We start from the raw sequence: 26,660 nt of genomic DNA on the forward strand, positions 1-26,660 counted from the left end.
GAGACTGCGTCTTGAACATAGGAAGATTCACTCACCCTACGAAACCCATCATGCGGCGACCAAGTGTCGACCGCGGAGACACCCTGCTCCCAGCACCAGACAGACTTGTAGGAAGAGTGATGCCAATAAAGAAAGATGCCGCGATGCACGGCTTGCAACACGGCAACGAGGAAATGATGGTGGACCGAGGACTGAGCGTTGATGACGCCTCCAAGAGCCCACAAACTTCTTCCGCCAGCCTCAAAAGGCGACGCTGCTGTTTGCACAGTTGCAACATCTCGCCGCTTCACGCGACGAATCTATTGAGTACCAATTTCGCGCCCCCGGCTAAGCGTGGGCGTGGGGATGATGAACGTCCCAGACGGCCCACAGCGATACGACAACGACGAGCGCCCCGAGAACGACATTCGTCCATCTGGCGCTTGCGTCAGCAGCAAAGCCGAGCAGCCACGGAGACGCGATCAACCATAGACCGACCACCAGATTTGCCCACTCTTCCCATTCGACAAATACCGAAAGCGCCGCAATCGCGAACGCAGCCAGCACGACGGCAACGATCCACGCGTTCCAGCTCGGTATTCTCTCGGCTGTAAAGCCAAAGATCCACGGGGAGACAAACAAACATATTGCCAGGACCAGATTTGCCCAATCCTGGGGCCTTTTTCCTTCCATCAGAGTGATTGCCATGACAACCTCCTCCCATTACGAAGCCCAACCACGGCTCCACCTCGCGTGAACTTCACGCCATATTATATAAGTAGTTACACCGGGACTTGATTCAAGATAAGTGCGATGGGCGCTCCTGAGTCGTCAGCGTCGGTGTGTCCTCTAGCTACGTAGGCGCCAGCCAGAGCATCGAGAACCTCGCCTCCAAACTTGGCAATGTCGCGGATGGTTATTCGGCGGCCGACGGCGCCTCTGCCGGCTTAGGACCTATAACGCGCTTTCCGGTCTCACGCCGTAGGTGATCTCCAGCGTCAGTGCGTCGAACAAACTCAACTTGATCTCAAACGGCGATCCGACGCTCAACAACGCCTCTTCTCCGCCGATACAATCGACGGCGGCGTCGACGGCAATCTTTCCATCGTCTCGATGCCTGATACCAGCAACCAGTCGAACAGCTCCTCTTTGACTCGGCCATCGCAAGCTTTGTCCAGAAGCCTCAACAAATTTGCCAACTCGGATTTTGCCCTTGCCAATTTATCGCCAATAGATTATTTTATCTATAATTTGGCAATGGAGTCCTGTCATTATGAAGAAATCAAGTGCATCCCATCCATTTTTCGCCGAGAATGATTGTGGTGGACCGCCAATTTCGATAGACGATGCCAAAATTATCTATAATTTGCCATTCAACGACCTTCTCTTCCGGGCTCAAACCATCCACCGCACGCATTTCAATCCCAACGCCGTGCAGATGAGCCGACTCCTATCGATCAAAACCGGCGGATGTGCAGAGGATTGCGGCTATTGCAGCCAGTCCGCTCATTATCCGACCGGCCTGAAGGCCTCGAAGCTGATGGAAGTCGAACGTGTTACCGCTGAGGCGCGCAAAGCCAAGGATGCAGGCGCAACCCGCTACTGCATGGGGGCGGCATGGCGCAGCCCGAAGGACCGCGATATGGACACGCTGGTCGCCATGGTTGAGGGCGTGAAGGCACTCGGAATGGAAACCTGCATGACGCTCGGCATGTTGACCGAGACTCAGGCGGGCGAGCTCGCGCAAGCTGGCCTCGACTACTACAACCACAACATCGATACGTCCGAGCGCTTCTATTCCGAAATCATCACCACCCGAAGCTTCGCGGATCGGCTCGATACGTTGGAAACCGTGCGCATGGCCGGCATCAAGGTGTGTGCGGGAGGGATCCTTGGCATGGGCGAGACGGTCGATGACCGGATCTCGATGCTGCTGACCCTGGCGAGCCTGCCCGTGCCGCCGGAAAGCGTACCGATCAATCAGCTCATCCCCATTCCCGGTTCGAAGCTGGCGGACGCGGATCCCGTCGATCCGATTGATTTCGTCCGCACGATCGCATTGGCGCGCATCCTGATGCCGACGTCGCATCTGCGTCTTTCGGCCGGACGCACCGAGATGAGCGACGAGATGCAGGCGCTCTGTTTCTTCGCAGGCGCCAACTCCATCTTCGTCGGCGACACGCTGCTGACGGCAGATAATCCCGGCGAGGATCACGACACAACGCTCTTCCGCCGCCTCGGCCTTTCTCCCATGCCGCTGGAGCGGGCGGTGTGACGGCGATATTTTCGGATTATGTCGCGACGCTTGAGGGCTTGCGGCGCAAGGCGCGGCTGCGCAGCCTTGCACCGCAGCGTGGCGTGGACTTCACCTCCAACGATTTTCTCGCTCTTGCGGGCTCATCGCGCCTCAAGGCAGCGATCATGGCGGCGATGGAAAGCGGCGTTCCGGCAGGCGCCGGCGGCTCGCGCTTGCTGCGCGGCAACCATCCCGAACACGAGGCATTAGAGGCGGAAGCCGCTGGATTTTTCGGCGTGGATCGGGTGCTCTATTTCGGCAGCGGCTATGCCGCCAATTCAGCACTTTTCTCGACCTTGCCACGGCGCGAAGATCTAGTCGTGCACGACGCGCTCATCCATGCCAGCGCCCATGAGGGCATCGCAGCCAGCAAGGCGGCGGCCGTCGGCGTCGCCCACAACGACGCGAACGTCTTTGATGAGACGATCCGAAATTGGCGCAAGAACGGCGGCAGAGGTCGCCCCTGGGTTGCGGTCGAAAGCCTCTATTCCATGGACGGCGATAGAGCGCCCCTTGCCGCCCTTGCCGATATCGCCGACCGTCACGAGGGCTTTCTGCTAATCGACGAAGCCCATGCCACCGGCGTTTTCGGCGCGGGCGGCAAGGGGCTCGCGGCCGGGTTGGAAGGTCGGGAAAACGTGCTTGCCCTGCATACTTGCGGTAAGGCGCTCGGCGTGTCGGGTGCGCTGCTCGCAGTGCCGGGCATCCTCGCCGACTATCTCGTCAACCGTGCCCGCGCCTTCATCTATTCCACCGCGCCCTCGCCTCTCATGGCGGCCGGCGTGCGCGAGGCCTTGCGCATTTTGAATGACGAACCTGAACGCCGCGTGGCGCTGGAACGACTGGTCGCCTTTGTCGGGGACCAATTGAAAAGCCGCTTTGGCATAGAGCCTAGCGGGTCGCAAATTCAGCCGGTTGTCATCGGCGACAATGCCGGTGCGGTACGAATTGCCGAAGCTCTTCAGGCTCAGGGTTTCGATATCCGTGCGATCCGTCCACCGACCGTGCCGGAGGGCACCGCACGCCTGCGGCTGTCGATCACGCTCAACGTCGACACGGGGCAAATTGCACACTTGCTGGATTGCCTCGCCGCCGCCATGGAGGAACACAAAAGATGACTGCCCGTTTCGTGGTAACCGGTACGGATACCGGCATCGGCAAAACCGTATTTGCCGCGGCGCTGGCCGGCGCGCTCAATGCCCGATACTGGAAACCCGTGCAATCCGGACTGGAGGGAGAGACGGACAGTGACACGGTCGCTCGACTAAGCGGGCTGCCGGCTGACCATATCCTACCGGAAGCCTATCGTCTTTTTGCCCCGGTCTCGCCGCATCTTTCCGCGCGCCTCGACGGCGTGGAAATCGACCCCGCCGGGCTTGAACCACCGGCCTGCGCCGGTCCGCTGATCATCGAGGGCGCCGGCGGCCTTCTGGTGCCGCTCGCGAAAAACACGGTTTTTGCCGACGTCTTCGCCCGGTGGCGCATTCCCGTTATCCTCTGTGCCCGAACGTCGCTTGGCACCATCAATCATACCCTGTTGTCCATCGAGGCGCTGCGCAGCCGCGACATCCCCATCCGCGACGTCGCGTTCATCGGTGCGGAAAATGCCGACACCCAGGCGACCATCGCCGCAATCGGGCAAGTGAATGTGCTGGGACGGCTGCCGCTACTGGAAAACCTGACAAGCGTAACCTTGCGTCGCGTCTTCCGTGAGAACTTTGACATTGCATCCCTTATGGAGGCACGCGCGTGACCCCCTCCCCCGTCTGGCACCCCTTCACGCAGCATGCACTTGAACCGCCGATGAAGCGCATCGTTACCACCGAAGGTGCATATCTCTTCGACGAGGACGGCAATCGCATCCTTGATGCAATCTCGTCCTGGTGGGTGATCACTCATGGTCATCGCCATCCCAGCATCATGGCGGCAATCCGCGAAGCGACGGAGGCCTACGACCAGATCATCTTCGCCGAATTTACCCATGAACCGGCAGAAGCCCTCGCCGAACGTCTGCTCGCCTTCGTGCCGTCAGGACTGAAACATGTGTTCTATTCGGATAGCGGATCGACAGCCGTCGAGGTGGCGATCAAGATGGCGCTCGGCACTTTCCACAATCGCGGCGTCGCACGCGACCGCATCGTGGTGATGGAACACGGCTATCATGGCGACACGATCGGCACCATGTCGGCGGGAGAGCGCGGCGTGTTCAACGCGCCCTTCGAACCGCTGCTATTCGGCGTTGACCGTCTTTCCTTCCCCGAACCCGGTCGGGAGCAGCAAACGCTCGATGCTTTCGAAGCCATTTGCCGCAAAGGAAAGGTCGCCGCCATCCTGATTGAACCGCTGGTGCTCGGCGCAGGTGGCATGAAATTCTATTGCAGCGGCGTCCTCTCCGCTTTGAAGGAAATTGCAGGCCGATACGGCTGCCTGTTCATCGCCGATGAGGTGATGACCGGCTGGGGTCGCACCGGCAAGCGCTTCGCTTGCGAACAGGCGGGCGTAGTGCCCGATATTCTCTGCACCTCGAAGGGACTGACCGGGGGTGCCCTGCCGCTGGCGGCAACCCTTTGCACAAGCGAGATTTTTGAAGCCCATCTGTCTTCCGACCGACGCAAGACCTTTTTCCATTCGAGCTCCTATACCGCCAATGCAATCGCCTGTGCGGCGGCTGTTGCCAATCTGCAGATCTGGCACGAAGAGCCGGTCGACGCGCGGGTTGCCGAGCTTGCGGCACTACACTCCCAGCATCTGCGCCGCTTCGAGAAAGACAGCAGATTTGTAAACGTCAGGCAGTGCGGGACGATCGCCGCTCTCGATCTTGCCGTGCCCTCGGGCGGCTACCTCGCCGAAGTAGGGCCGCGTATGCGGAGGCTGTTTCGCGAACGCGGGCTGCTTGTGCGCCCGCTCGGAAATGTCATCTACCTGATGCCACCTTATTGCACGAGCGCCGGGGATATCGCGGCCGCCTATGACGCCATCGACGAAGTTGCCTCGCTCGTTCTGGGGGAGACCGCATCTTGATGCCCCTTTCCTCCCGTCTTGCCGGATTCGGTCATGCCGTTCCATCCCGCATCGTCCACAATACGGAAATTGAAAGCCGGCTCGACCTCGAGGCAGGCTGGATCGAAAGGCGCACAGGCATCCGATCCCGCCACTGGGCAAGCGAAGGGGATACATTGAGCGGCCTTGCGGCCGAGGCCGGAAAAATGGCCCTTGAAGATGCCGGGATTGCGCCGGGCGAGATCGCGATGACCCTGCTTGCCACCTCGACACCGGATCATCTCTTGCCACCCTCAGCACCCCTTCTGGCGCACAAGCTGTGTTTAAACAATTCCGGAGCCATCGATCTTGCCGGCGCTTGCTCCGGCTTCCTCTATGCGCTGACCCTGGCTGACGGTTTCGTACGCGCGCATGGCCGATCCGTGCTGGTCGTGGCCGCCAATATTCTCAGCCGCCGCATCAACCCTTCCGAACGTGCCAGCGCCGTTCTGTTTGCCGACGGCGCCGGCGCGGTCGTGCTTACCCCTTGCCGAAACGAGCAAAGTGGCCTCAGAGCAGCGGTTTTGGCCGCGGATGGAAGCGGCTACGATCTGATTACCATCCCCTCCGGTGGCAGTAGCCAACCTTTTTCCCCCGACACGCCGGCGGATCAGGTGCTGATGACGATGCCCGACGGGCGCGAGGTCTTCTCTCGTGCTGTCGACCTAATGACACGCACCGCACGTCAGGCGATGGACGAGGCAATTCTAACAAACTGCGCCATTGACCGCTTCGTTCCGCATCAAGCCAACATCCGCCTTTGCGACGCGGTTCGTCACAATCTCGGACTGGAGGAAAGAAAGGTCGTCAGCACGATTGCGGAATTCGGCAATTCTTCGGCTGCCACCATTCCGCTGTCCCTTTCCGTTGAGAATAGACGCAGGCCCTTCAAATCCGCGGAGCATCTTCTCATGGCTGCTGCCGGCGCGGGCCTTTCGGGCGGGGCTGTGATATTCGCCGTCTGAGCATGATGCCAAGAAGAGGATGGATCGCGAGCGAATGGCTGGGTAAGATTGGCTGCGACTCGATGCGCCCTTCTGGAACCGATGACAATCAAATGAATATTGCAAAAGATGATCCCATCGCCGTGCGGGTCAGCCGGACACTCGCGATCGGATTATATCGGGTGTAATCGAAGCCGGCGCCAAACTTGCGCAGGATCATATTGCCGAGAAATTCGGCGCCAGTCACGTGCCCGCGCGCGAGGCCGTCCGCCTCCTCGAATCCCAAGGACTGTGATGGTTAGCCAGCCGTGCAGGGGCGTGTGCGTGGTCGGCTGAAGGCTTGAGACCGTCTCGGACAATGGACCGCACCGCTTCAGGTTCAATTCGTAAGATTGAGAAAGCCTTGCTACCCGTCTTTGGGCGTTAACATTTGATCAACCAAATGGCGTGAAAAGTTTCCGTCGCATACATATAGAAATTTGAGGTTGCAAATGGGCTGCGTCGCCATTCATTCCTTTGATTTATATCGAAGCCTCTCCGCCGTTCCGACGCATCGTATTCTGCGAAACAACGGGGTCGTGGACAAACTGCGCCAATCGGTCGGGTTAAAGCACATCGCCGTCGCAGGTCTCGATATCGATGGCTATCATTTTGGGGGCGGCCGCTCGAGCGAAACCTCTTTTCCTCCAGCCTATGTGGAGACCTACTTCGCCGAAGAGCTTCATCTTTCGGATCCGCTCGTAATTCTGTCACGACGCCGGAACGCGCCGACGACCGAGGAAGAAGCGCTTGACACGATTGTTGCGCCGGCGCGGCTTGAGTACTTGAATCGTTCCTTTGATATCCGAAACCGCTTCCTGGTTCCCGTGGCGAGGAATGACCGTGTCTACGGAGGTGTTTGCTTCACAAGCGACCGTCCATTTGCCGAGAGCGAACGGCAATTGCTGGCATTTCTCGCCGAACCTCTCCACAAATCTGTCACGAGGCCAGTGATGGACCGCTTCGCCGCGAGCGCGTGCTGTCTTTCAGAAGGCGAGCTGCTCTGCCTTGCAATGGCGAGCAAAGGGCTGACAAGCGACGAAATCGCCGCCACTTCCGAGTATCAAGCCGAAACGGTTAACACCTATCTCAAGCGCGCCGCGCGCAAGCTCGGCGCCACCAATCGCACGCATGCGATCGCTGAAGCGATCAGGCGGCAGATTATCAGCTAGATGCACGCAGATACGCACATGCATGCGGCCCGAGATCAACGTGTAATAGAATATCGAGAAATTCCAAGCGGCGACCCAAGAAAAATCAAGTAGTTCTTGTTTCCTTCACGGAATTGAAACCATTGCGTCCCAATTTTGGGACAGCGAGGCGACGCGCAATTTCGTCCCAGCTGCCATGATGGCGGCGGCCTTCGCGACGCGGGTATCTCCGCATTGATAGCCAAGCATTACTGCTACAGATGTCGTCCTACAAACCGTGCCGATGAACCGGCTATTCGCTGCTGATTGCTGCGGTGGCCGCATGCCGACGCGCGTGTTGCAATAGCGAGAGCGACTACAGCTCTTGAATGTAATCCTACGGGAGGAAACGATGAGGGGAATAGCATTAAGCTTTGGGTCGGACGCAAAAGCTGTACTGGCCGCGATGAGTAAGTCGCAAGCCATTATTGAGTTCGACATGTCAGGCAAAGTTTTGACGGCCAATACCAATTTCTGCCGTGCCCTTGGCTACGACGCTTCGGAAATCATCGGCCAACATCACCGTTTGTTCGTTGATCCGGCGGAGGCCTCGTCCGCCGACTATCGTGAGTTCTGGGCCAGTCTCAATCGCGGTGAGTTTGACCAGCGCCAGTACAGGCGCATCGGAAAGGGTGGCAAGGAGGTCTGGATCGAGGCCTCCTACAATCCAGTCCTTCGAGGCGGAAAACCCTACAAGGTCGTCAAGTTCGCGACCGACATTACGGCGCAAAAGCTGAAAAGTGCCGAGGACGCCGGCAAGCTCGACGCGCTGTCTCGTGCCCAGGCTGTGATTGAATTTACACCGAGCGGCGAGGTCCTGAACGCCAATCGAAATTTCCTCTCAGTGCTAGGCTATCAGCTTTCGGAAATCCTCGGCCGCCATCATTCGATGTTCTGCGACAGTGCCTATACCAAGAGTGAAGACTATCGCCGTTTCTGGCAACGGCTCTCGGGTGGCGAATTCATAGCAGAAGAATTCCTGCGCATCGGCAAGGGTGGGAAGAGGGTCTATATCCAAGCCTCTTACAATCCCATATTCGACATGAACGGCAAGGTCTTCAAGATCGTCAAATTCGCAACCGACGTTACCGCTCGGGTGAATAACGTCGATCAGCTCGCGGCCGCGTTGATGCAGCTTTCGAATGGCGACCTGACGCAGAACTTGAGCACCCCATTCATTCCTACGCTGGAACGCCTCCGCACCGATTTCAACGCCGCAATAGAGAAGTTGCGCACGGCCATGCAGGCGGTGGCTGAGAATGCCGGCGCAATCGCCGCTGGTTCGCAGCAGATCCGGTCGGCCTCCGACGATTTATCTCGGCGAACTGAGCAGCAGGCCGCCTCAGTGGAAGAGACAGCCGCGGCCCTTGAAGAGATCACGACCACCGTGGCCGATTCGAGCCGCCGCGCCGAAGAGGCAGGCGAGCTTGTCCGCAAGACACGCGAGAACGCCGAGCATTCCGGCGCGGTCGTTCGTAGCGCCATCGAGGCCATGGGCAAGATCGAAAGCTCCTCCTCGGAAATCTCCAATATCATTGGCGTCATCGACGAGATTGCCTTCCAGACCAATCTCTTGGCCCTCAATGCCGGTGTCGAGGCAGCGCGGGCTGGCGATGCCGGAAAGGGCTTCGCTGTCGTAGCCCAGGAGGTGCGTGAACTTGCCCAGCGCTCCGCCAAAGCCGCCAAGGAAATCAAGGGCCTGATCACCGATTCAAACGCGCACGTGAAAAATGGTGTAGCTCTGGTTGGTGAAACGGGCACCGCGCTTACAACCATCGTGTCGCAGGTCCAACAGGTCAACAACAACGTCGAAGCTATCGTCGAAGCCTCCAAGGAGCAGGCAACGGGGATCAAGGAGATCAATCAGGCGGTCAACACAATGGATCAGGGCACACAGCAGAACGCGGCCATGGTCGAAGAATCGACCGCAGCTGCTCACAGCCTTGCAAAAGAAACTGATGCGCTGTTCCAGTTGTTGGGTCAGTTTAATGTCGGAAGCGGCGTGGCGCGACCCGAAACTCGGCCGGCTGTCGCCACCGCCGCCTCAAAGCCGGTCATATCGCCGGCGCGGAGCGCTGTGTCGAAGGTGGCTGCAGCCTTCCACGGCAATGCGGCCGTTGCTAGTAACAGCTGAGAGTCATTTTCATAACCGAACCAAAGTCCCGACCGCACTCGAAACGATAGCCACTCTACTGTTCGGGCTGCATGATAGTGTCAGAAATATATGCGAGTTTCTGACACTACGCACCGGTCAGATCATTCTTCCGAGCTGTTCACGGCTTCGTCCGTCGCGAAGGCTTCCATGCCGGCGACCTCAGCGGCAATCGCCGCAAGTTGCAACTGGGTGTCCATCTTTTCCAGCCGTTGCCGGGCCAATCCAATAAAGGCTCGAAAGGCGGATGCTTCCTCGGAGAATTAGTCAGCGGGAAGCGTCGTCAGAAACGTCCGTAGCCGATCTCGCTCCTCCGCCTGCGCGAGCTTGCGATCGAGATATTCCACCCGCTGCTGTTCGAGCTTGCCATTTTGGATACGGCGCGTTCCCAGATCATGTCGTAAAGCTGCTGCCGGGTGAGAACGTGCCGCATCGACAAATCTCCGCGGGAATTCTTAAGTCGAACACGCTATATGACCATCTATATGGTCAGGAGCGTGACATGGATGCGATCAAACTGGCGGACGCCAAAGCCCACCAGAGCGAACTGGTCGACCGGGTCGAAGCGGGCGATTCGATCGACATCACCCGCCGCGGCAAGCCGGTCGCACGGCTCACCGCCGTGGCCAGGCCCCGCAAGCCAATCGATGCCGCGCTGCTCCAATCGCTGACGGCAGCGATGCCACCGCAGTCCCAGAGTGCCGCCGATCTCGTGCGCTCGATGCGGGATGGCGATCGCTACTGATGCTCTATCTCGACACGTCGCTGATCGTCGCGGCGCTCTCCAACGAAGCGATGACGCCGCGCGTTCAGGCATGGCTGGCAGAGCAGGACCCAGCGCAGCTCCTGATCAGCGACTGGACCGTCACCGAGGTGTCGTCGGCCATGGCGATCAAGCTGCGGACCGGACAGATCACCCTCGAGCAGCGCGCGGCAGCGCTCGCTATGTTTAACAAGCTTGTTGCCGAGAGCTTCAGCGTGCTGCTCGTAATGGGTGGGCAGTTTCGGGTGGCGGCGAGGTTTGCCGATCAGCACACCTTGGGGCTTCGCGCCGGTGACGCCCTGCATCTTGCAGTCGCGTCGGAGCATGGCGCCACAGTGCATACATTGGTCCAACGGCTTGCCGATGCCGGACCGGCGCTCGGTGTGCCGGCACAATTGTTTGCATGATCCGGGCTTCTTCCGTTTTGGCCGGCCCGCTCGGGAACCCCCATGGCCGGTGACTGATCCGATGAGCAGAGCGACGCGATCGTAGCGGGATTATTTCGCGATGCTCGCGGACGACATCGCCGGGCAGTCTTACAGCAAGGCTGAGCATAACCGTCTCCTACAGGCGGTGATCGATCGGCCGCGTGGCTCGATCGAATACAAGCATCAGAACATCAGCGCCGTGCTCAAGGGGCTCGGTGAGGACTGGATTCCAGGCTACAAGCCGGCCTTCAATTTCCAGGCTTCGCTCGTCGACGCGGTGGTGCGCTGGCTCGATCATCATCCGGATTGGCTCGGAGGAACTGCTTGCCGCGTTTTCGGACGATGCGATCGTCCATCGTCCCCTTGGCCGAAGTGCCGGGCAAGGAGGAGTTGGCGGCATTCCCGAAGGCCTGCGAGCCCATCGCCCATGGCGTTCGGCACAACTGCAACCATGTGATCGACGCCGGACCGGGCGGCGGCATTGTCGTGACCTACTGCATCCTGCTTATCCGCATCGCTCCATCGAGCGAGGCGAGCAAACTCAAGTCCGCGTCTATGGAGATCATGGAACATGACGAGCATCTGCCCAAGCTGATCTCCTACGCCATGGTGACGGATCGGCTCACCAGGACGGACGCCGGCGACTGGCGTGTGCGCCACAAGCGGGTCGAGAATGGTCTCCGAGGACACAGGCGTTTCATTTATAGAGAGGCAATGAAAATATCGTCACTCTTCCATCGCCAATTCCCGAAGGAGGCCCGCAACGAGAAGTCCTAGGAGCTATCACGATACTACCCCTCACTCCCTGAATATCATCGCCTTTCGCCTTCAGGGTTGGGGATTTTGGGCCACTGCTCTACCATTCGCGAACTTCGCAGATGGCCCCCTCGACCCTCCTTCTCATGTGGAATAGCTAAAAAGCTATACCGGGAGATCCCAAGGATTCAATAGCGCCACTCCCATGCCCTCGAAATCCTTAATATTGTGCGTGACCAACGTCAGACGACGGGTGAACGCTGTCGCCGCAATATAGGCGTCATTGGTCGGTTTGGGATTGGGCACATGCCATCGGGCCGCCTGAATTGCCGTCGCCTCGTCCAGCGGCAGAATTCGGCCGGAAAACGTGGTGAGAACGGCATTTTCCAGCCAGTTGCGAAGCATTTTCCCGGCGGCTGCATCATTGTGCTCCACCAGCCGAACGCCAATCTCCAGTTCATGCAGGACGACAGACGAAATGAAGGTTTGGGCCGGGTCGACGGTTTCGTTCCAGACGACTACATTGGGATGTGCTTTGCCGCTCGCAACTTTGCGCAGCTCGGATACGACGTTGGTATCGAGCAACAACATCAGGACAGGTCGACTGGCTGGGCATGTTCCGTGCGCAGTGGAAGCGGCAAGTCGATCTCTTCCGACCCCGGCGCGGCGAGCATGTCACCAAGCGTCAGCATCTTTCCGGTAAGCCGCTTGTACTCGTCGAACGACAAGAGGACATGCGCAGGTCGCCCCCTGTCGGTGATGATCACCGGCCCATCCTTAGCGGCGCGCTTTGCGCGGCCAAGGTCCTGGTTGAGTTCCCGACCTGAAAGTGTGGTGATAGTCATGAAAAGCGCCCAGCCGTCGTGGTTACGTAACCACATTTTATACCTGTGAAATGGAATTGCAAGATGCGTCGTCGCTACGTGACACCCATCAACGGCACCGCAAGCGGGGCGCAATATCCTATTCGATACATGCACATGTGCGGCGGCTGCGGGCGCCCTCCAGAGAGGCCGGGCTTGAGATCGACGCTCACGATCGGGGGGTGGTCGGCATCATTCTGCGATTCGCGTGGTCGGCGATAGCGCGCATCCAATGGGCCGAATGGAGCGCTGTTCCGGCCCTCTTTGCGTGGTGTTCACCCGCCAACGGTCGAGGGAGCTTCAGTCGAAAAAGCCCGCATCCTCTTCCCTGAGATATTTCCTCGCCCCCTCAGCGTCGATATCGAGGCCCAGCCCCGGCGCTTCCAGTAGGTCCACCATGCTGTCCTTCACGATCTGCGGTGGCAAGCCGATTACCAGATCCGCCCACCAGGGGTCGGAGGCGCTCGGATATTCGAACGCGATGTAATTTGCCGGCAACGTGGCGCAAACGTTGATCAAGGCGCCAAGGCCCAGCAGGCCGTTAGCGGTGCCGTGCGGTGCCATCAGGATCGAGTGCATGTAGGCGTGCTCAGCGACCCATTTGAGCTCGGCAATGCCGCCAACATCGGCTGGATCGGGGCCGATGATGCGGACCGCCTGCGTTTCAATCAGTTCCTTGAAATTGTGCCGCAGATAGATCTGCTCACCAGTGTGGATTGGTGTCGAGGTGGAAGTTGTCAGTTCCCGATAGGCCTGCGGATTGACCCACGGCACGTAGTCGCCAGTCAGCATGTCCTCGAGCCACATCAAATTGTACTTCTCGACCGCGCGAGCAAACTTGATCGCATCGGGAAGCATCCAGCCCGGGCCGCAGTCGAGCGCCAGGCTGACTTTGTCGCCCAGCACTTCCTTCATCGCGATCACGCAGTCGAGCATGTGATTGAAACCGCGCTCGCTGATCACGCCCTGATCCATGGCTCCGTGATAGCCGGCTTTCTTCTGCGTCAGGCCGTAGTGGAAGTCCTCAATGGTGTCCTTCATGTTGGAGTGGAACGAGATTCCTTGCTTGACCATGAAGAAGTTCTGCGGCTGCTCCATCATCCATTTGACGTCGGCTGCGTAGTCCTCCGGCCGGTCGCCCGTGCGTTTCTGGCGAATCGAGCCGTTGTAGACGCGCACCTTGTCCCGCACCTTGCCGCCGAGCAGTTTATAGACGGGCACGCCTGCGGCCTTGCCAGCAATATCCCACAGCGCATGCTCAATAGCGCTCACCGCCGCGCCGTAGGGCTTGAAAGAGCCGCGTTGGCGGATCTTCAGCATTACTCTTTCGACGTCAGTCGGGTCCTCGCCGATCAGCGCCTCGCGGAAATGCAGTACCCAGGGCTTCAGGTAGGACTTGGTGAATTCGACTTCGCCCAAGCCATAGAGGCCCTCGTCCGTAACGACGCGCACGATCGGGTGTTTGCCGATAACGGCGCAGCGCAGATCGGTGATCTTCATCTTTGTTCCTTTTCGCCTCAGCTCCAGGTGCGATCCCAAGAATACTCATCGTCCCAGTGATCCGTAGGCCGCCAAATGCCGGTGACACCCGGCTGCAGATGCTGCAAGATCACCTCGTCGACGACGTCGTCAATCCCCAGTCCCGGCTTGTCCGGAACAGTGATGAAGCCGTTCTTCACCAGCGGCTTGGGAAGGCCCGTGACGATATCGTCCCACCAGTCAACATCGGCGGAATGGTATTCGAGTACCATGAAATTTTCGGTCGCGGTCGCTACATGTGCCGCAGCCATTGCGGCGATTGGACTTTCTGCCATGTGGATGGCCATGGCGACACCCCGGTCCTGCGCCATGTCGCCGATCTTCTTGGTCTCAAGGATGCCCCCACTGGTAAGCAGGTCCGGGTGGATGACGGAGACGCCGCCACTGTTGATGAGAGGCTCGAAGCCCTCCTTGAGGTAAATGTCCTCGCCGGTGCAGATCGGCACCGTGGTTGAGTTCTGCAGCTGTCGGTATTGCTCGGTAAACTGCCATGGGATCACGTCCTCGAGCCAAGCTGGCACGTATTTTTCAATTCGCCTGGCAAGGCGAATGCCATTCTGCATGGAGATATGGCCGATATGGTCGATCGCAAGCGGCACATCCATGCCGATGATCTCACGAACCTCGGCGATGTACTGCTCAAGCATGTCGAGGCCCTTGTCGGAAAAGTGCAGGCCAGTAAACGGGTGCTGGACGTTATGCAAATCGTAGGCAGCGTTGCGGACACGCCGTTCTTCAATGGTCTTCAGCGGCCCGCGAGTGGGACCCTTGCGGTATCCCTCCAGTGAGCCCGCGGGAAACACGACCGCGCCGGGCACATCCGCGATCTGCATCAATCCCAAATCCATCTTGAGGAAGGTGAATCCGAGCTCCATGCGCTGCAAAAGGCGCTTACCGGTCTCTGTACCGCTCGGCACCGTGGCGTCGGTATCGCAGTAGACGCGCACTTTCTCCCGAAAGCGGCCGCCGAGCATCTGGTAGATCGGGACGCCATAGGCCTTGCCGGCAAGATCCCACAACGCGATTTCAACCGCCGATACGCCGCCGCCTTGCCGGCCGTGCCCCCCAAACTGCTTGATCCGGCGAAACAGTCGATCGATGTTGCAAGGGTTCTCGCCAAGCAACCGGCTCTTCAGCATCAGCGCGTAGGTGGCGCTAGCACCGTCGCGCACCTCACCAAGCCCGACGATGCCCTGGTTGGTGTAAATCTTAAGCAGCACCGAGGTGAACGGCGCGCCGACAATTTCGGCCACCCGCATGTCGGTGATGCGAAGGTCGGACGGCTTGGAATGCGTGTTCACCCGATTGAGCGCTTCATCGGTTCCATCTGCCTCTAGCATAATTTGTCCTCGTTTTGGTCGGCGGGGTTCGTCGCAGCGCACGCTGTGGTGGCAAAGAGCGTTGCTAGCTAGTCCAGCTCTATCTCGTGGTTTTGAAGGTAGTCGCGGTTCATTTCAACGCCGAGACCAGGCTTGGGTGTGAGCTTGAGGCTGCCGTTCGAAACATTAAGAGGGCTGTCGATGAGGTGATCGTATTTGCCCAGGTTCCACTCCGACGTTTCAAGTTTGTAGAAATTAGGGACGGTCATCATCACCTGCGCTCCCGCAACAACGTTGATCGGCCCTGCGGCGTCATGCGGTGAGACCGGGATGTAATAGGCTTCGCATAGGGCAGAAATCTTCTTGAGTTCGGTAATGCCGCCGGTCCAGGTGACGTCCGGCATGATGTAGTCCGCGAGCTTGTTTTCGAGCACCGGCACGAAATCCCACTTCGTGTGGCCGCGTTCGCCCCACGAGATAGCGGCGCTGACCTTCTCACGGACCTGTTTGAGAGCGTTGAGGCTCTCAGGAGGACAGGGCTCCTCGAACCAGTCAATCTGACCAGCTTCCTCGAGGCTCCGACAAAGGCGAATGGCGGTGGGAACGTCGAATCGGCCATGCGCATCGATGAGGATGTCGACATCAGAACCCGCCGTTTCGCGGATCAGAGCCGTGAGTTCGGCGGCTTCGCGCTCATCCTTTCGGGTCATGCTGCCATCGAGGTAGCCGTCCCGCTGTTCGCGAGGCAGTCCATCGGCGGTGTGGCCCTGGTGGGGGAAAGGATCGAACTTGAGCGCAGTGTGGCCGGACTCGACGATATCTCGAATTTCGCGGACTACAGCCTCTTTGCTGGTAAACTTTGCCTGGTTGGGATGCGTGTAAAGCGCGATTTCATCGCGTACCGGTCCGCCCAACAGCTCGTAAATCGGCTTACCAAGAACTTTGCCTCGGATGTCCCAAAGGGCAATGTCGATGGCGCTGACGCATTCGACTGCGGCGCCGCGACTGCCCATGTAGGTGAAGCTGCGGAATATCTTGTGCCACAGATATTCGATACGTGCCGGGTCTTCGCCTGTCAAAGCGGCACCGACCTGCCGCAGGATCGTGCACAGGGCGCGATTGGCGAGCCTTGTCGTAGTGGTGATTTCTCCCCAGCCGCTCACCCCCTCATCGGTCGTCACTTCGACGAACAGATACTCTCCCCAATAAGAAGCATCGGATCTGATTAGCCACGGCCGAACGCTGGTGATTTTCATCTCAACTGCCTTTATCTGAAGTGGTCGCGATAACGATATTCCAGGCTATGTATTTTATCCTGCCCGAGCGGCGTTACGCGCACGCATGTGTTCGAGGATATGCCGGCCGGAGCCCTCGACATGGCGCGCAATGAGTTCGGCTGCCTCGTTCGCATTTCCCGCTTTCACGTGCGCGATGAGCTCGCGATGCTCACTAAGGATCGCGGCACGCCGGGCGAGCGTGAAATTGAAACGTCGACTGACGGCTCGAAGCACTTCGCGGTGCTTCCACCAAAGCTCGGCGGCATGGCGGTTGTAGTGCTTTTGGTACATCACGGTGTGAAAGGCGGTGTCCAGCTCGCTGTGCTTGAACGTGTCGGCGAAGTTGTTTTCTTCAATCAGCCCTTGGATGCGTTCAAGCTCAGCAATGTCCTCGACGGTGGCCATATTCACGAACCATCGCGTCAGTGCCGGCTCGATCAGGACCCCTATCTCGTAGATGTCCCGAACAAAATCCTGATCTATGGGCCGCACGCGCGCTCCGCGGTTGGGAACAAAGGTAACAAAGCCCTCCCCGCGCAACAGTTGTAGAGCCTCGCGCACGGGGTTGGTCGAGGTGCCATGGCGCCGGGCGAGATCGGTGACCACAAGCCGCTCATTGGCAGCGAGCCGCCCTTCGATGATGTCTTCCCTGATCAGCTGATAGATCGAGGCGCCCTCGCTGGAGGCCCCGATTGCGTCGATCCCTTCGGGCGGCTGCGCTCTAAAATCGCTTGTTTCGGCCAAGACTGTCCCCAATCAATACACACATTTCTCGAATATCACGTCAATCTTCCGCAAACAATGTACGATTTCTTTGATTGACAGACAATCTTCAATCTGAAAACGTATGATCAGGTCGAAGGGATACATTAGATGGAAAGCCCCGCGGCCAGGGAGCAAAGACCGCTCGCCTCGACGTAGAGCGGCATGGGAGAAACCTGGGAGGATACTTATGACGAGTATTTCACTCGGCAGTGCGGTCATGCGCGGTACTGTATCCACTGCTTTGATGGCATCGTTGATGTCCGTGTCTGCACTGGGTGCGCCGGTCGACTTGAGCAAGTGGTCGCCGCAATATGTGCGCTCCATTGCCGGCACGCAGGATTTTGACACGGCGGCCGATTGCGCCAAGGTCACCCCGCTCGACTACAAGGGGCGACTGACATTCTGGTATCAGGGTGTGTTCGAGGGCGACCCCGACCTTCTGCGCCAGTACTACAAGGACTTCTTCGCGACCTTCCGCAAAACCTATCCAAACATCCAGCTCGAGGAACAAGCCCTCACCTATAACGACCTACTGGACAAGTTCCGGACTGCGCTCCTTGGCAATGCAGCACCCATGGCGATCCGCCTGCAAATCCTGGGCGGCACCGAGTTCGCCTCGAAGGGCTACTTACAGCCGCTCAAACCCGAGGACGTGGGATATTCGACCGAGGATTTCTGGCCCGGCGCCATGAAGGCTGTAACCTGGCAAGGGGTGACCTACGGCATTCCAACCAACAACGAGACGATGGCGTTCATCTGGAACGCTGACATCTTCAAACGTGCGGGTCTCGATCCGGACAAGGCTCCGGCAACCTGGGACGACGTCGTCAAATATTCCAAGCAGATCCACGACAAGCTCGGCATCGCCGGCTACGGCCTCGTGGCTCGCAAAAATGCCGGCAATACGCCCTACCGCTTCATGCCGCAGCTATGGGCCTATGGCGGTGGCGTCTTCGATGAAGCTACCGCCAACCCGGCCTATAAGGAAGTCGAGCTCAATAGCCCGCAGAGCAAGGCGGCATTGCAGGCCTCCTATGATATGTATGTTCGCGACAAGTCGGTTCCGGTTTCAGCGCTAACCAACCAGCAAGCCGACAACCAGCCGCTCTTCCTCGCCGGCCAGCTCGGCATGATGATCTCGCACCCATCCGACTATGACGTCATGCTCGACTTGCAGAAAAAGGCGACGGATACCGACAAAGTCAAAGCCCAGACCGTCATCGACAACATGCGCTACGGTCTCATTCCGACTGGCCCCGATGGTAAGCGTGCCGTCGTGTTTGGTGGCTCCAATATTCACATCGTGAAGCCCGAATATGTCGAGGGCGGCAAGGTAGACGAGCCGGCGGCCAAGGCTATCATCTGCATGTGGACGAGCCCCGAATGGTCGCTGAAGATGGCCTATGCCGGCTCGAACCCCGGAAACCTTAACGGCTTCAAGACCAAATGGATGAAGGAACGCCTGGACCACATCAAGTTCCTTGATGTCACGACCTCGATGCTGCCATACGGTATCCCGTTCCCGGCACTGCCACAGTCCCCCGAGATCATGAACATCATCGTCCCGGACATGCTGCAGAATGCCCTAACCGGAGCCATGACCGTCGACCAAGCAGCGGACGACGCAGCCAAGAAGGTCAAAGACCTGATGAACGGCGGGCTCTAGTCCAAGCCTGACGATCTGACCGGCTGCTCCTCGATTGCAGCCGGTTTCTTCCGAAGAATAAGGGCAGGGTATAGTGACGATCTTGACTGGCAAGGCCGAGGCTCGCCGAAGACTGCAACCCGATAGGTCCGGAGTGCTGCGAAAGATATGGCAGCATCGCGCTGACTACGCCTACGTGCTTCCTGCGATCGCCGTGATGCTCATCGTCATAGCCTATCCTATCTACTACACGATCGAGCTGTCCTTCTTCAACACACCACCCGGCTTGCAGCTCCGGGACAAGATTTTCGTCGGCTTCGACAACTACATCGCCATCCTCACAAGCCCGGTATTCTGGACGGTCACCTCGAACACTCTTATCTGGACGCTGGGTTCCACTTTCATGTCATTTGTCCTGGGGTTTGCCTGCGCCCTGGCGCTCCATCGTGACTTTTTCGGCCGTGGCATCCTGCGCGCCGTCCTGATCATTCCCTGGGTCATCAGCGCAGTCGCCGCGTCCTATATCTGGAAGTGGATCTATCATTCGGACTTCGGAATCATTGGCGCGGTGCTGGTCGGCCTCGGATTTACCGAGCGGCCGCCGAATTTCATCGACAGCGTCAGCACAGTGCTGCCCTCGCTGATTGTCGTCAATATCTGGCGAGAGTTTCCGTTTGCCATGATCATGATGACGGCTGGCCTGCAGACGGTTCCCGACCAGTTGCTACGTGCCGCAAAAGTCGATGGAGCCAATGCATGGCAGCGGTTCTGGCACGTCACCTTTCCGCACCTAAGAAACGTCTCGACGGTGACGATCCTTCTGCTGGCAGTGGCCAACTTCAATTCTTTCATCATCCCCTGGATCATGACCGGCGGCGGACCGTCGAATGCATCGCACATCTGGATCACCCATATTTATGAGCTCGCCTTCGGCCGCCAGCGCTGGGGGGTGGCAGCGGCCTATTCGGTGCTACTGTTTCTGATCCTGATGTCGCTCGGCTACTTCTACGTCCGAGCGCTGAGCGGCAACGAGCAGAAGGACGGGAGCGAATGAGCACGGTTGCCGGGACGGCTCATCGAGGCCAGGCGCGTCGCCACATGCGCATCGATGGATGGCGATGGGGCGGACGCATCTTCCTTGTGTTCATGCTGCTTTATACCGCATTGCCGATGGTCTGGATGCTGATCACCTCGATCAAGTCTGGCTTCGCGGCCATGCAATTCCCGCCGCAATGGTGGCCGGACCAACCCACCCTCGCCAGCTACCAGAAGCTGCTCGATCCGCAAAACAGCGTCGGCCAGGACTTCCTGCGCTTCTTCTGGAATAGCCTTTTCGTCTCCACCGCCACGACCATCCTTTCGGTGATCGTGGCAGTTCCTGCGGCCTACGCGTTTTCGCGCTTCACCTTCCCGGGCCGGAACTTTCTGTTCTTCGCCGTCTTGCTTCGGAACATGTTCCCGGCAGTGATCTTTCTCGTGCCGCTCTTCATCCTGATGCGCGCGATCGGGCTGGTGAACACCCATGGGTCGCTCATCCTCACCTACCTCACATTCGGCCTGCCCCTGGCAATCTGGCTGCTCAAGGGCTTCTTCGACAACATCCCGGTGCAACTCGAACAGGCGGCGCGCATCGACGGGGCAACACGGTTCCAGGCCTTTGTCCTGATTGTGATGCCGCTCTCGGCGCCAGGAATCATCGCCACTGCGATCTATTCCTTCATTGGCGCGTGGAACGAGTACATATACGCCTACACCTTCCTCTCCAAGAACGAGCAGTTGACACTGCCGGTCGGCATCCAGCGCTTCTTCTCGGAAAATACAACGGACTTTCCGGGCCTGATGGCGGCCAGCTTCATGATGAGCGTGCCCGTCGTGGTCCTGTTCCTGGTCCTGCAACGATACTTCGTACGCGCCCTCACGGAAGGCGCAGTCAAGCACTAGGGGAGTTGCCGGTGGCCCACGTGGTCCTCAAAAATCTGGTCAAGACCTATGGCAGCTTCAAAGCTGTCAACAACGTTTCGCTGACGGTCAACGACGGTGAATTCGTTGCGCTCGTCGGCCCGTCAGGCTGCGGCAAGACAACCACACTCAATCTCGTGGCGGGGCTCATCCCAATCACATCCGGCGACATCGTCATCGGCGACCAGGTGGTCAACGACCTCGACCCGAAGGACCGGGACATCGCAATGGTGTTCCAGAACTATGCGCTCTATCCGCAGAAATCGGTCTACAAAAATCTGGCGTTCCCCCTGCAGATGCGCAAACTGCCAAGAGACGAGATCGACAAGAAGGTCAGAGAAGCCGCCCGCGTGCTCGACATGACGCAGCTGCTCGAGCGCAAGCCACGCGAACTTTCGGGCGGGCAACAGCAGCGCGTGGCGCTGGGCCGTGCCCTCGTTCGCGATCCGGCGGTGTTTCTGATGGATGAACCACTCTCCAACCTCGACGCAAAGCTGCGCGTGCAGATGCGGTCGGAGATCAAGCGTTTCCACCAGGACCTCAAGGCGACGATCATCTACGTTACGCACGACCAGCTCGAAGCGGTGACCATGGCCGACAGGATGGCGGTGATGAACGGCGGGTACCTGCAACAATACGATTCACCGGCGCAGGTCTTTGCCCATCCAGTGAACATGTTCGTCGCCAGCTTCGTCGGCAGCCCGGCGATGAGCCTTGTTCCGCTGGAGGCGTCAACGGCAAGCGGCAACACTGTGTTGAACAGCGCGGAAGGGTGGCGCCTCGAGCTCTCGCCAATCAACACGCGCAAGGTCGCGACTGCAAAAACCAAGAAAGTCGTGCTCGGCGCACGTCACTCGACGATCAAGCTGCATAAGAGCGCGATGCCTGGAAGCGTCCCTGCAAAGGCCTACACGGTGGAGCCGACCGGAGACGTCACCTTCGTACAGGCGCTTCTGTCCGGCGCCATTGTCAATATCAGCGTCCCGCCGACCATTGCCGTTGCGCCCGACGAACAGATTTGGCTCGAATTCGATCAGGAGCGGATGCATCTGTTCGACGGCGAAACAGAAATGGCCCTTAAGGCCAGTTGAGACCAAGCGGAAGCGAATGAAGCGAGGGCGTGGATGACTACGAGGCTCAAAATCACGGCGATCAAGCCCTATCCGGTATGGGTGGGAACGCGCAACCAGATGCTGGTCAAGGTCGAGACCGACGCCGGCATCTTCGGCTGGGGCGAGAGCGGCTTGAGCGGTCGCGAGAAGGCCGTGGCCGGCGCGATCGAGCACTATCGCGAGTTTCTCATCGGCCGCGATCCGATGCAGATTGGTCGGATCTGGCAAGAAGTTTATCGCAGCCAATATTTCGAAGGCGGGCGGGTTCTGCAGGCGGCAGTTTCCGCCATCGACATCGCCCTTCACGACATCAAGGGCAAGGTGCTGGGGGTGCCGGCCTACGAACTGCTGGGCGGCAAGCAGCGCGACCGCATTCCTACCTTCGCCTCGACTGGCGACGAGGCCGAGGGCGATGTTGCCATCGAACGAGCCCGCGAATTACGCGCACAAGGGTGGCAGACGATCCGCTTCTTCCCCGTCGGGCAAAACAACAAGGACATCTTTGAGCCGCGGGAGTCGATCGGCGCTACTGCGATTATGCTAAACAAAGCGCGCGAGGCGCTCGGCGACAACGTCGTCCTCGGCATCGACTATCATCATCGGCTGTCGGTGGCAGAGGCGGCGAGCTTCTGCAACAAGCTTGGCCGAGGCGTGCTTGATTTCCTCGAGGAGCCGATCCGAGACGAGACACCCGGGGCCTACGAATCTCTGCGCACGATGACCGACATCCCGTTCGCCATCGGCGAGGAATTTGCCAGCAAGTGGCAATTCCTGCCCTACATTGAGCGTGGCATCCACCAGTTCAACCGGCTCGATGTTTGCAATGTTGGCGGGCTCACCGAAGCGATGAAGGTCGCTGGTTGGAGCGAGGCGCACTATGTGGACCTGATGCCGCACAATCCCCTCGGCCCACTCTGCACGGCCGCGACCATTCATCTCGCCGCCGCGGTACCGAATTTCGCTTGGCTCGAGACCAGGGCGCCCGAAGCAAAACTCGGATTCGATAATTCCGACTTTTTCCCCGTGCAACCACGGCTGGACGGCCCCGACTATCCAGTCAGCGATCTGCCGGGGCTCGGCGTCGAGGTCAACGAAGAGGCGGTCAAGGCGGAGAGCTTTCGTTTCTGGGAAGCGCCTCACCTGAAGCGCCGCGACGGTTCTGTCACAAATTGGTAGTTTCATCCACGGGAGCCTAAAATGACGCATACGCCCGACATTCCACGACCGCCCAAAGAGCTGATCGACGCACTGAAAGAAATTGGTGCCGCGACAGTTTCCGGCACGCTTGGCCACATGGGCTTCCGCAATCCGCACATGGTCGGTCCCGTGCCGCAAAATCGCGGGAAGTCGATCGTCGGGCCGGCCCTGACGCTTCAATTCATGCCGCAGCGCCCGGACCTCTTCACCGAGGGAGAATATGCAAATCCCGAGACGCAGTTGCACCGCCACGTGCTTTATCACGTCCAGGAGGGCGATGTGGTTGTGGTCGACGCGCGCGGCGACATGAGCTCGGGCGTCTTCGGCGATATGATGTCGACGTATTTCAAAGGCAGAGGCGGCGCTGGCATCGTGATCGATGGCTGCATGCGCGATCGGCCCAATGTTGAAAAGCTGGATCTACCTTTATGGTTGCGCGGCTGGACGCCCAACTATCACGTACAAACTGGCATCTATCCCAACGCCGTCAACGTTCCGATCGCTTGCGGCGGTGTCACGGTAGTCCCTGGAGACATCATCGTCGCCGACGATGACGGGGTGGTGGTGCTTCCAGTCGCTATGGCCTCGAAGGTAATCGAAGAATCGCAAAAGCATCACGATTGGGAGGAGTTCTCGCGAATGAAGCTTATGGGGGGCGGGTCGTTGCAGCGTTACTATCCGCTGCATGACGATGCCCGCCGAGAATACGAAGAGTGGCGCAAAGCAAACCGCTTGGGAACAATTTAGCCGAGGGGTTACCCGACGCGGGCGGGGAACTTTCTGGGGTATGGCCGGCGTCTACACAAAAAGCACTTGGTCGAATGTCGCCGTCGGCGCCTGCTTTCAATCTGGTGGCCGGGATCCAACCGCAGAGGCTCGCCCAATGTCAACCGACATACCGACGTTGCTGCCTATGCCCCTCACCTTCTGTCGGCTGGTCGAAATACCAGTATTTCCGCCCCTTGTTGTTGACACCCACGAAGCGACCCTCCACCGGGAAGTCGGCGGAGAACCTAGCGTCCAGCAACCGTTGACCGAGTTCTGCAGTCATGGTGCGATACATGAGATCGATCTGCTTCATTCGGGGCCCCTCGCTATACTGATTTTCGTTTTTTTAGCACACTATTGATTATGCTGCGTAATCCATTTTCGCAGAAACACGGCGCCTATTCTTTATACTAACTTCGCATTTTTAGTACACCTCGTACCAATAATTGGCCTGCGAGCCTCCAGCGCCTTCGATCTTGGCGGCATTGAAGACCTGCTTGCCGAACGTGGGATTGAAGTGTCGTTTCAGACATTGTCGGAATGGGTGGTGAAATTTGGCCTCAAGTTCGCTTATCAACTCCGGCGGCGATCACGCGGCAACTTTGCAGACAAATGGCAGGAAGTCGGGCCTACGGTTGAAATGCTTGGCGTTTTACAGCTGCACTTGCGGCCAGCTCTTTTAGCCGGTGTGGCCATCGTCCAGCGAGCCGGGCCGGAGATGCTTTCTATGCTGCGTGGCCATCTGATGGGTGAGAATAAGGCCCGCTTAGGCAACGCTATAGAAGAGATGGTGGACTACGGCCGCCAGTCGCGAACGTCTTCGCAGTTGCACTTAATCTGAGACTCCCAGCCCACGGAATCTCAAATTAAATGCTAGCCGAGGAAGGAACGGCCGCATTCTTACATTTAAGTGCAAAAGGACAATTGCCTCGATTTGAATGCCTTGCCATAATGCATGTATCCAATTCCTAATCTTTTCCCAGCTTTGCATCGACACTAAATGGGCCGGCACCCGCCGTGACAAAGTACAGAAATACAAAGCAATATACGGCAGCCGCGTACCCACCGTTTTCTGTGGGGAAGAAGCTTTGAGGGAGGTGGGCGGTGAAGTACGCCGCGGCCATTTCGCCGCTCAGAATGAAAGCCGCGATTCTCGTCTGATAGCCGATAAGAAAAAGAAATCCAGCAACAAGCTCAATCAATCCCGCAGACCAAATCAGCGAGCCGGTTGGCGGTGTGAACGGACCAGGATGGAAATGCAGTACTTTTGCGGCTCCAAACGAGAAGACAACAAGCCCCAGTGCTATGCGAAGAGCCGCAAGTGCATAAGGCCGAAGCGATGTGAGTTGCTGCGCCATAGGCAATTTCCTGAGCGCCCAGCCAAAAGTCCCAGACGAACATAGTTCGAGTTACGCATGACTGCGATGATGACCACTACAGCGCGCGGCGGCATCCGCAGTTTATCGAGGGCAAGCCGCAACGAAACGTCGACCATACCGGTCCCGATAATAACACTGTCCGGGTTGCCCCGCGACATTGCCAATCACCGCGCCTGCAGCACCGCCGATTGCCGCCCCGACAGCGGCGCCACGCACGTTATTTGTCACCGCGCCGCCAACCACAGCGCCTGTGGCGGCACCGATCCCGGCGCCTTGCTGTGTTGGGGTACAGCCTGCAATGATTGCCCCGCTAAGAAGCAACAAAGTCGAGACACGACGCATCGCTTTTTCCTTCCAGGTTTACGCCAACAAGATCGTGAGGACCTAGCCGGGTCGTTAGAGGATCAATATCGTCTCAAGGCGCAGAGTACGCGGCTACCATCCGACAATCATGAGGGAGCTGCCGATGCGGCTTCCGTTGTCACAGGTGAAAGCGCCTCGCGGAGTCTCATTTCCTGATCAGGAGAGAGTGAGGTTCTCAGAATACGCGCACGCTTGTTTTTGAATTCTTCGAGGACCTTCTCTGGCTGCACTTTGCGTACAAGCAAGAAGAGAGCTGAACTGCCGGCTGGGATAGTCTCAGCCAGGTTCTGGATTAGTTTGTCGTCGATACCGTAGTCTGTGAGCGATCCGGCGATAGCACCAGAACCAGCTCCGAACGCTCCGCCAACAACCATTCCCGCCAGAGGGTTCAAAAACAAGAGACCTACAAGAGTCCCCCACAACGCGCCGGACAACCCGCCTCTGGTCGCTCCCATCCCTGCAAGGTTGACGCTTTGCTTCAAGCGAACTTTTCCGCCGCTGTCGCGAATGGCAACGACGGCGTCCTCGAGGTCTATCAGGTACTCCTTTTCGAGCGTCAACAAGCGGCTGAGTATCGCATCTGCTTCGTCAGGTTTATCGAAACCAAGCACTATGAGTTCAGACATAAGTTCCCTCCTTGATCTACCGCATATCGAAATAGAGCCAGTCTTCACCACGTCCAGAGGTGTGGACTACCTTTCGTTGCACTTTGTGACGCTACCATGAGAAATCCGTGGCATCGGCCCTGAGATCCGCGGCCTTGGCCGTGAGCCCGAATGATATCTGCCTCGTACGTGAAGCCCTACGTCATGCGTCAAAAAAACGATCAGCGGATGCCGCCGCGATCTGCGAAGCAGTGACACGAGCGGCTGTTCGCTAAGCTCCAAT

At 58.5% G+C, this 26,660-nt stretch carries 27 protein-coding genes and 3 pseudogenes; 18 read left to right on the forward strand and 12 right to left on the reverse strand.

Translation table 11 applies throughout. The annotated features are described in order from the left end of the window. Nucleotides 1-327: 327 nt before the first annotated feature. Complete coding sequence (locus PY650_RS21055) at nt 328-687, reverse strand: SPW repeat protein (protein ID WP_285881490.1); 360 nt, start codon at nt 685-687, stop codon at nt 328-330. Nucleotides 688-1,252: 565 nt separating this feature from the next. On the opposite strand from PY650_RS21055, the gene bioB reads away from it, so the two are divergent. From bioB to PY650_RS21095, 8 genes and pseudogenes are all read left to right on the forward strand, one after another. After that, a complete protein-coding gene (gene bioB, locus PY650_RS21060; protein WP_285881491.1) occupies nt 1,253-2,254 on the forward strand; it encodes a biotin synthase BioB in 1,002 nt (333 codons plus the stop codon). Beyond that, nucleotides 2,251-3,393: an 8-amino-7-oxononanoate synthase gene (locus PY650_RS21065; protein WP_285881492.1), complete on the forward strand. Its 1,143-nt coding sequence runs from the start codon at nt 2,251-2,253 to the stop codon at nt 3,391-3,393. Before bioB ends, PY650_RS21065 begins: the two co-directional genes overlap by 4 nt. After that, nucleotides 3,390-4,028 carry a dethiobiotin synthase gene (bioD, locus tag PY650_RS21070; RefSeq protein ID WP_285881493.1) on the forward strand — a complete coding sequence of 213 codons (639 nt, stop codon included), beginning with the start codon at nt 3,390-3,392 and terminating at the stop codon, nt 4,026-4,028. The genes PY650_RS21065 and bioD overlap by 4 nt, the downstream gene beginning before the upstream one ends. Beyond that, on the forward strand, nt 4,025-5,296 hold the full coding sequence (locus PY650_RS21075; protein ID WP_285881494.1) for an adenosylmethionine--8-amino-7-oxononanoate transaminase: 1,272 nt from the start codon (nt 4,025-4,027) through the stop codon (nt 5,294-5,296). The genes bioD and PY650_RS21075 overlap by 4 nt, the downstream gene beginning before the upstream one ends. After that, nucleotides 5,296-6,279 carry a beta-ketoacyl-ACP synthase III gene (locus PY650_RS21080; protein ID WP_432761558.1) on the forward strand — a complete coding sequence of 328 codons (984 nt, stop codon included), beginning with the start codon at nt 5,296-5,298 and terminating at the stop codon, nt 6,277-6,279. The genes PY650_RS21075 and PY650_RS21080 overlap by 1 nt, the downstream gene beginning before the upstream one ends. Nucleotides 6,280-6,371: 92 nt before the next feature. After that, nucleotides 6,372-6,585 (forward strand): annotated as a pseudogene (locus tag PY650_RS21085) (GntR family transcriptional regulator); the annotation flags it as partial. Nucleotides 6,586-6,749: 164 nt separating this feature from the next. Next, the gene (locus PY650_RS21090; protein WP_285881496.1) at nt 6,750-7,469 is read left to right on the forward strand and encodes a helix-turn-helix transcriptional regulator; all 720 of its coding nucleotides are present in this window, start codon (nt 6,750-6,752) and stop codon (nt 7,467-7,469) included. Between the two features lie 370 nt (nt 7,470-7,839). Next, nucleotides 7,840-9,621, forward strand: a complete 1,782-nt coding sequence (locus tag PY650_RS21095) for a methyl-accepting chemotaxis protein (RefSeq protein ID WP_285881497.1) — start codon at nt 7,840-7,842, stop codon at nt 9,619-9,621. Between the two features lie 301 nt (nt 9,622-9,922). Here the strand turns inward: PY650_RS21095 and PY650_RS21100 are convergent, their stop codons facing one another. Further along, entirely contained in the window at nt 9,923-10,072 is a 150-nt protein-coding gene (locus tag PY650_RS21100; protein WP_285881498.1) for a hypothetical protein, read from the reverse strand. 69 nt (nt 10,073-10,141) lie between these two features. On the opposite strand from PY650_RS21100, the gene PY650_RS21105 reads away from it, so the two are divergent. From PY650_RS21105 to PY650_RS21115, 3 genes are all read left to right on the forward strand, one after another. Further along, a complete protein-coding gene (locus tag PY650_RS21105) occupies nt 10,142-10,384 on the forward strand; it encodes a type II toxin-antitoxin system Phd/YefM family antitoxin (RefSeq protein WP_285881499.1) in 243 nt (80 codons plus the stop codon). Further along, nucleotides 10,384-10,809 (forward strand): type II toxin-antitoxin system VapC family toxin, encoded by a 426-nt coding sequence (locus tag PY650_RS21110; RefSeq protein WP_285881500.1) that lies wholly within the window; start codon nt 10,384-10,386, stop codon nt 10,807-10,809. Before PY650_RS21105 ends, PY650_RS21110 begins: the two co-directional genes overlap by 1 nt. Nucleotides 10,810-11,154: 345 nt before the next feature. Next, nucleotides 11,155-11,607: a hypothetical protein gene (locus tag PY650_RS21115; protein WP_285881501.1), complete on the forward strand. Its 453-nt coding sequence runs from the start codon at nt 11,155-11,157 to the stop codon at nt 11,605-11,607. Nucleotides 11,608-11,751: 144 nt separating this feature from the next. Here the strand turns inward: PY650_RS21115 and PY650_RS21120 are convergent, their stop codons facing one another. From PY650_RS21120 to PY650_RS21145, 6 genes are all read right to left on the reverse strand, one after another. Beyond that, the gene (locus PY650_RS21120) at nt 11,752-12,177 is read right to left on the reverse strand and encodes a type II toxin-antitoxin system VapC family toxin (RefSeq protein ID WP_285881502.1); all 426 of its coding nucleotides are present in this window, start codon (nt 12,175-12,177) and stop codon (nt 11,752-11,754) included. Continuing rightward, nucleotides 12,177-12,431 carry a type II toxin-antitoxin system Phd/YefM family antitoxin gene (locus tag PY650_RS21125; protein WP_285881503.1) on the reverse strand — a complete coding sequence of 85 codons (255 nt, stop codon included), beginning with the start codon at nt 12,429-12,431 and terminating at the stop codon, nt 12,177-12,179. The genes PY650_RS21120 and PY650_RS21125 overlap by 1 nt, the downstream gene beginning before the upstream one ends. A gap of 318 nt (nt 12,432-12,749) precedes the next feature. Further along, complete coding sequence (locus PY650_RS21130; protein ID WP_285881504.1) at nt 12,750-13,949, reverse strand: mandelate racemase/muconate lactonizing enzyme family protein; 1,200 nt, start codon at nt 13,947-13,949, stop codon at nt 12,750-12,752. A gap of 17 nt (nt 13,950-13,966) precedes the next feature. Next, nucleotides 13,967-15,328, reverse strand: a complete 1,362-nt coding sequence (locus PY650_RS21135; RefSeq protein ID WP_285881505.1) for a mandelate racemase/muconate lactonizing enzyme family protein — start codon at nt 15,326-15,328, stop codon at nt 13,967-13,969. Nucleotides 15,329-15,396: 68 nt separating this feature from the next. After that, nucleotides 15,397-16,563: a mandelate racemase/muconate lactonizing enzyme family protein gene (locus tag PY650_RS21140; RefSeq protein ID WP_285881506.1), complete on the reverse strand. Its 1,167-nt coding sequence runs from the start codon at nt 16,561-16,563 to the stop codon at nt 15,397-15,399. Between the two features lie 54 nt (nt 16,564-16,617). After that, nucleotides 16,618-17,328 carry a GntR family transcriptional regulator gene (locus tag PY650_RS21145; RefSeq protein WP_285881507.1) on the reverse strand — a complete coding sequence of 237 codons (711 nt, stop codon included), beginning with the start codon at nt 17,326-17,328 and terminating at the stop codon, nt 16,618-16,620. A 208-nt stretch (nt 17,329-17,536) separates the two neighbouring features. On the opposite strand from PY650_RS21145, the gene PY650_RS21150 reads away from it, so the two are divergent. The 6 genes from PY650_RS21150 to PY650_RS21175 all read left to right on the forward strand — a co-directional run bounded on the left by PY650_RS21150 (nt 17,537) and on the right by PY650_RS21175 (nt 24,009). Then, on the forward strand, nt 17,537-19,015 hold the full coding sequence (locus PY650_RS21150; protein WP_285881508.1) for an ABC transporter substrate-binding protein: 1,479 nt from the start codon (nt 17,537-17,539) through the stop codon (nt 19,013-19,015). A 73-nt stretch (nt 19,016-19,088) separates the two neighbouring features. Next, nucleotides 19,089-20,048, forward strand: coding sequence for a carbohydrate ABC transporter permease (locus PY650_RS21155; RefSeq protein ID WP_285881509.1), 960 nt, complete (start codon nt 19,089-19,091; stop codon nt 20,046-20,048). Next, a complete protein-coding gene (locus tag PY650_RS21160) occupies nt 20,045-20,935 on the forward strand; it encodes a carbohydrate ABC transporter permease (protein ID WP_285881510.1) in 891 nt (296 codons plus the stop codon). The genes PY650_RS21155 and PY650_RS21160 overlap by 4 nt, the downstream gene beginning before the upstream one ends. Nucleotides 20,936-20,946: 11 nt before the next feature. Further along, the gene (locus PY650_RS21165) at nt 20,947-22,044 is read left to right on the forward strand and encodes an ABC transporter ATP-binding protein (protein ID WP_285881511.1); all 1,098 of its coding nucleotides are present in this window, start codon (nt 20,947-20,949) and stop codon (nt 22,042-22,044) included. Between the two features lie 33 nt (nt 22,045-22,077). Beyond that, nucleotides 22,078-23,241 carry a mandelate racemase/muconate lactonizing enzyme family protein gene (locus PY650_RS21170; RefSeq protein WP_285881512.1) on the forward strand — a complete coding sequence of 388 codons (1,164 nt, stop codon included), beginning with the start codon at nt 22,078-22,080 and terminating at the stop codon, nt 23,239-23,241. A 21-nt stretch (nt 23,242-23,262) separates the two neighbouring features. Continuing rightward, nucleotides 23,263-24,009, forward strand: coding sequence for a ribonuclease activity regulator RraA (locus tag PY650_RS21175; RefSeq protein ID WP_285881513.1), 747 nt, complete (start codon nt 23,263-23,265; stop codon nt 24,007-24,009). Between the two features lie 142 nt (nt 24,010-24,151). On the opposite strand, the pseudogene PY650_RS21180 reads toward PY650_RS21175, so the two are convergent. Further along, a pseudogene (locus PY650_RS21180) lies at nt 24,152-24,343 on the reverse strand (nucleotidyltransferase family protein); the annotation flags it as partial. A gap of 162 nt (nt 24,344-24,505) precedes the next feature. Between PY650_RS21180 and PY650_RS37450 the strand changes: the two are divergent. Beyond that, nucleotides 24,506-24,646: pseudogene (locus PY650_RS37450) on the forward strand (IS6 family transposase); the annotation flags it as partial. Nucleotides 24,647-24,998: 352 nt separating this feature from the next. Here PY650_RS37450 and PY650_RS21190 read toward each other — a convergent pair. The 3 genes from PY650_RS21190 to PY650_RS21200 form a co-directional block, all read right to left on the reverse strand. Next, entirely contained in the window at nt 24,999-25,388 is a 390-nt protein-coding gene (locus tag PY650_RS21190; RefSeq protein WP_285881515.1) for a DoxX family protein, read from the reverse strand. 102 nt (nt 25,389-25,490) lie between these two features. After that, nucleotides 25,491-25,751 (reverse strand): YMGG-like glycine zipper-containing protein, encoded by a 261-nt coding sequence (locus PY650_RS21195; RefSeq protein WP_285881516.1) that lies wholly within the window; start codon nt 25,749-25,751, stop codon nt 25,491-25,493. A 107-nt stretch (nt 25,752-25,858) separates the two neighbouring features. Then, nucleotides 25,859-26,398 (reverse strand): DUF1269 domain-containing protein, encoded by a 540-nt coding sequence (locus tag PY650_RS21200; RefSeq protein WP_285881517.1) that lies wholly within the window; start codon nt 26,396-26,398, stop codon nt 25,859-25,861. Nucleotides 26,399-26,660 lie beyond the last annotated feature (262 nt).

Source organism: Martinezella calliandrae (assembly GCF_030272695.1).
In the GTDB taxonomy this organism is placed as follows: Bacteria; Pseudomonadota; Alphaproteobacteria; order Rhizobiales; family Rhizobiaceae; genus Rhizobium; species Rhizobium calliandrae.

Excerpts from the sequence above, each read along its gene's own strand:
- PY650_RS21055 (WP_285881490.1), bottom strand. The coding sequence starts at position 687 with ATGGCAATCACTCTGATGGAAGGAAAAAGGCCCCAGGATTGGGCAAAT.
- bioB (WP_285881491.1), top strand. The coding sequence starts at position 1,253 with ATGAAGAAATCAAGTGCATCCCATCCATTTTTCGCCGAGAATGATTGT.
- bioD (WP_285881493.1), top strand. The coding sequence starts at position 3,390 with ATGACTGCCCGTTTCGTGGTAACCGGTACGGATACCGGCATCGGCAAA.
- PY650_RS21080 (WP_432761558.1), top strand. The coding sequence starts at position 5,296 with ATGCCCCTTTCCTCCCGTCTTGCCGGATTCGGTCATGCCGTTCCATCC.
- PY650_RS21090 (WP_285881496.1), top strand. The coding sequence starts at position 6,750 with ATGGGCTGCGTCGCCATTCATTCCTTTGATTTATATCGAAGCCTCTCC.
- PY650_RS21095 (WP_285881497.1), top strand. The coding sequence starts at position 7,840 with ATGAGGGGAATAGCATTAAGCTTTGGGTCGGACGCAAAAGCTGTACTG.
- PY650_RS21100 (WP_285881498.1), bottom strand. The coding sequence starts at position 10,072 with ATGCGGCACGTTCTCACCCGGCAGCAGCTTTACGACATGATCTGGGAA.
- PY650_RS21105 (WP_285881499.1), top strand. The coding sequence starts at position 10,142 with ATGGATGCGATCAAACTGGCGGACGCCAAAGCCCACCAGAGCGAACTG.
- PY650_RS21110 (WP_285881500.1), top strand. The coding sequence starts at position 10,384 with ATGCTCTATCTCGACACGTCGCTGATCGTCGCGGCGCTCTCCAACGAA.
- PY650_RS21120 (WP_285881502.1), bottom strand. The coding sequence starts at position 12,177 with ATGTTGTTGCTCGATACCAACGTCGTATCCGAGCTGCGCAAAGTTGCG.
- PY650_RS21125 (WP_285881503.1), bottom strand. The coding sequence starts at position 12,431 with ATGACTATCACCACACTTTCAGGTCGGGAACTCAACCAGGACCTTGGC.
- PY650_RS21130 (WP_285881504.1), bottom strand. The coding sequence starts at position 13,949 with ATGAAGATCACCGATCTGCGCTGCGCCGTTATCGGCAAACACCCGATC.
- PY650_RS21135 (WP_285881505.1), bottom strand. The coding sequence starts at position 15,328 with ATGCTAGAGGCAGATGGAACCGATGAAGCGCTCAATCGGGTGAACACG.
- PY650_RS21140 (WP_285881506.1), bottom strand. The coding sequence starts at position 16,563 with ATGAAAATCACCAGCGTTCGGCCGTGGCTAATCAGATCCGATGCTTCT.
- PY650_RS21150 (WP_285881508.1), top strand. The coding sequence starts at position 17,537 with ATGACGAGTATTTCACTCGGCAGTGCGGTCATGCGCGGTACTGTATCC.
- PY650_RS21160 (WP_285881510.1), top strand. The coding sequence starts at position 20,045 with ATGAGCACGGTTGCCGGGACGGCTCATCGAGGCCAGGCGCGTCGCCAC.
- PY650_RS21170 (WP_285881512.1), top strand. The coding sequence starts at position 22,078 with ATGACTACGAGGCTCAAAATCACGGCGATCAAGCCCTATCCGGTATGG.
- PY650_RS21175 (WP_285881513.1), top strand. The coding sequence starts at position 23,263 with ATGACGCATACGCCCGACATTCCACGACCGCCCAAAGAGCTGATCGAC.
- PY650_RS21190 (WP_285881515.1), bottom strand. The coding sequence starts at position 25,388 with ATGGCGCAGCAACTCACATCGCTTCGGCCTTATGCACTTGCGGCTCTT.
- PY650_RS21195 (WP_285881516.1), bottom strand. The coding sequence starts at position 25,751 with ATGCGTCGTGTCTCGACTTTGTTGCTTCTTAGCGGGGCAATCATTGCA.
- PY650_RS21200 (WP_285881517.1), bottom strand. The coding sequence starts at position 26,398 with ATGTCTGAACTCATAGTGCTTGGTTTCGATAAACCTGACGAAGCAGAT.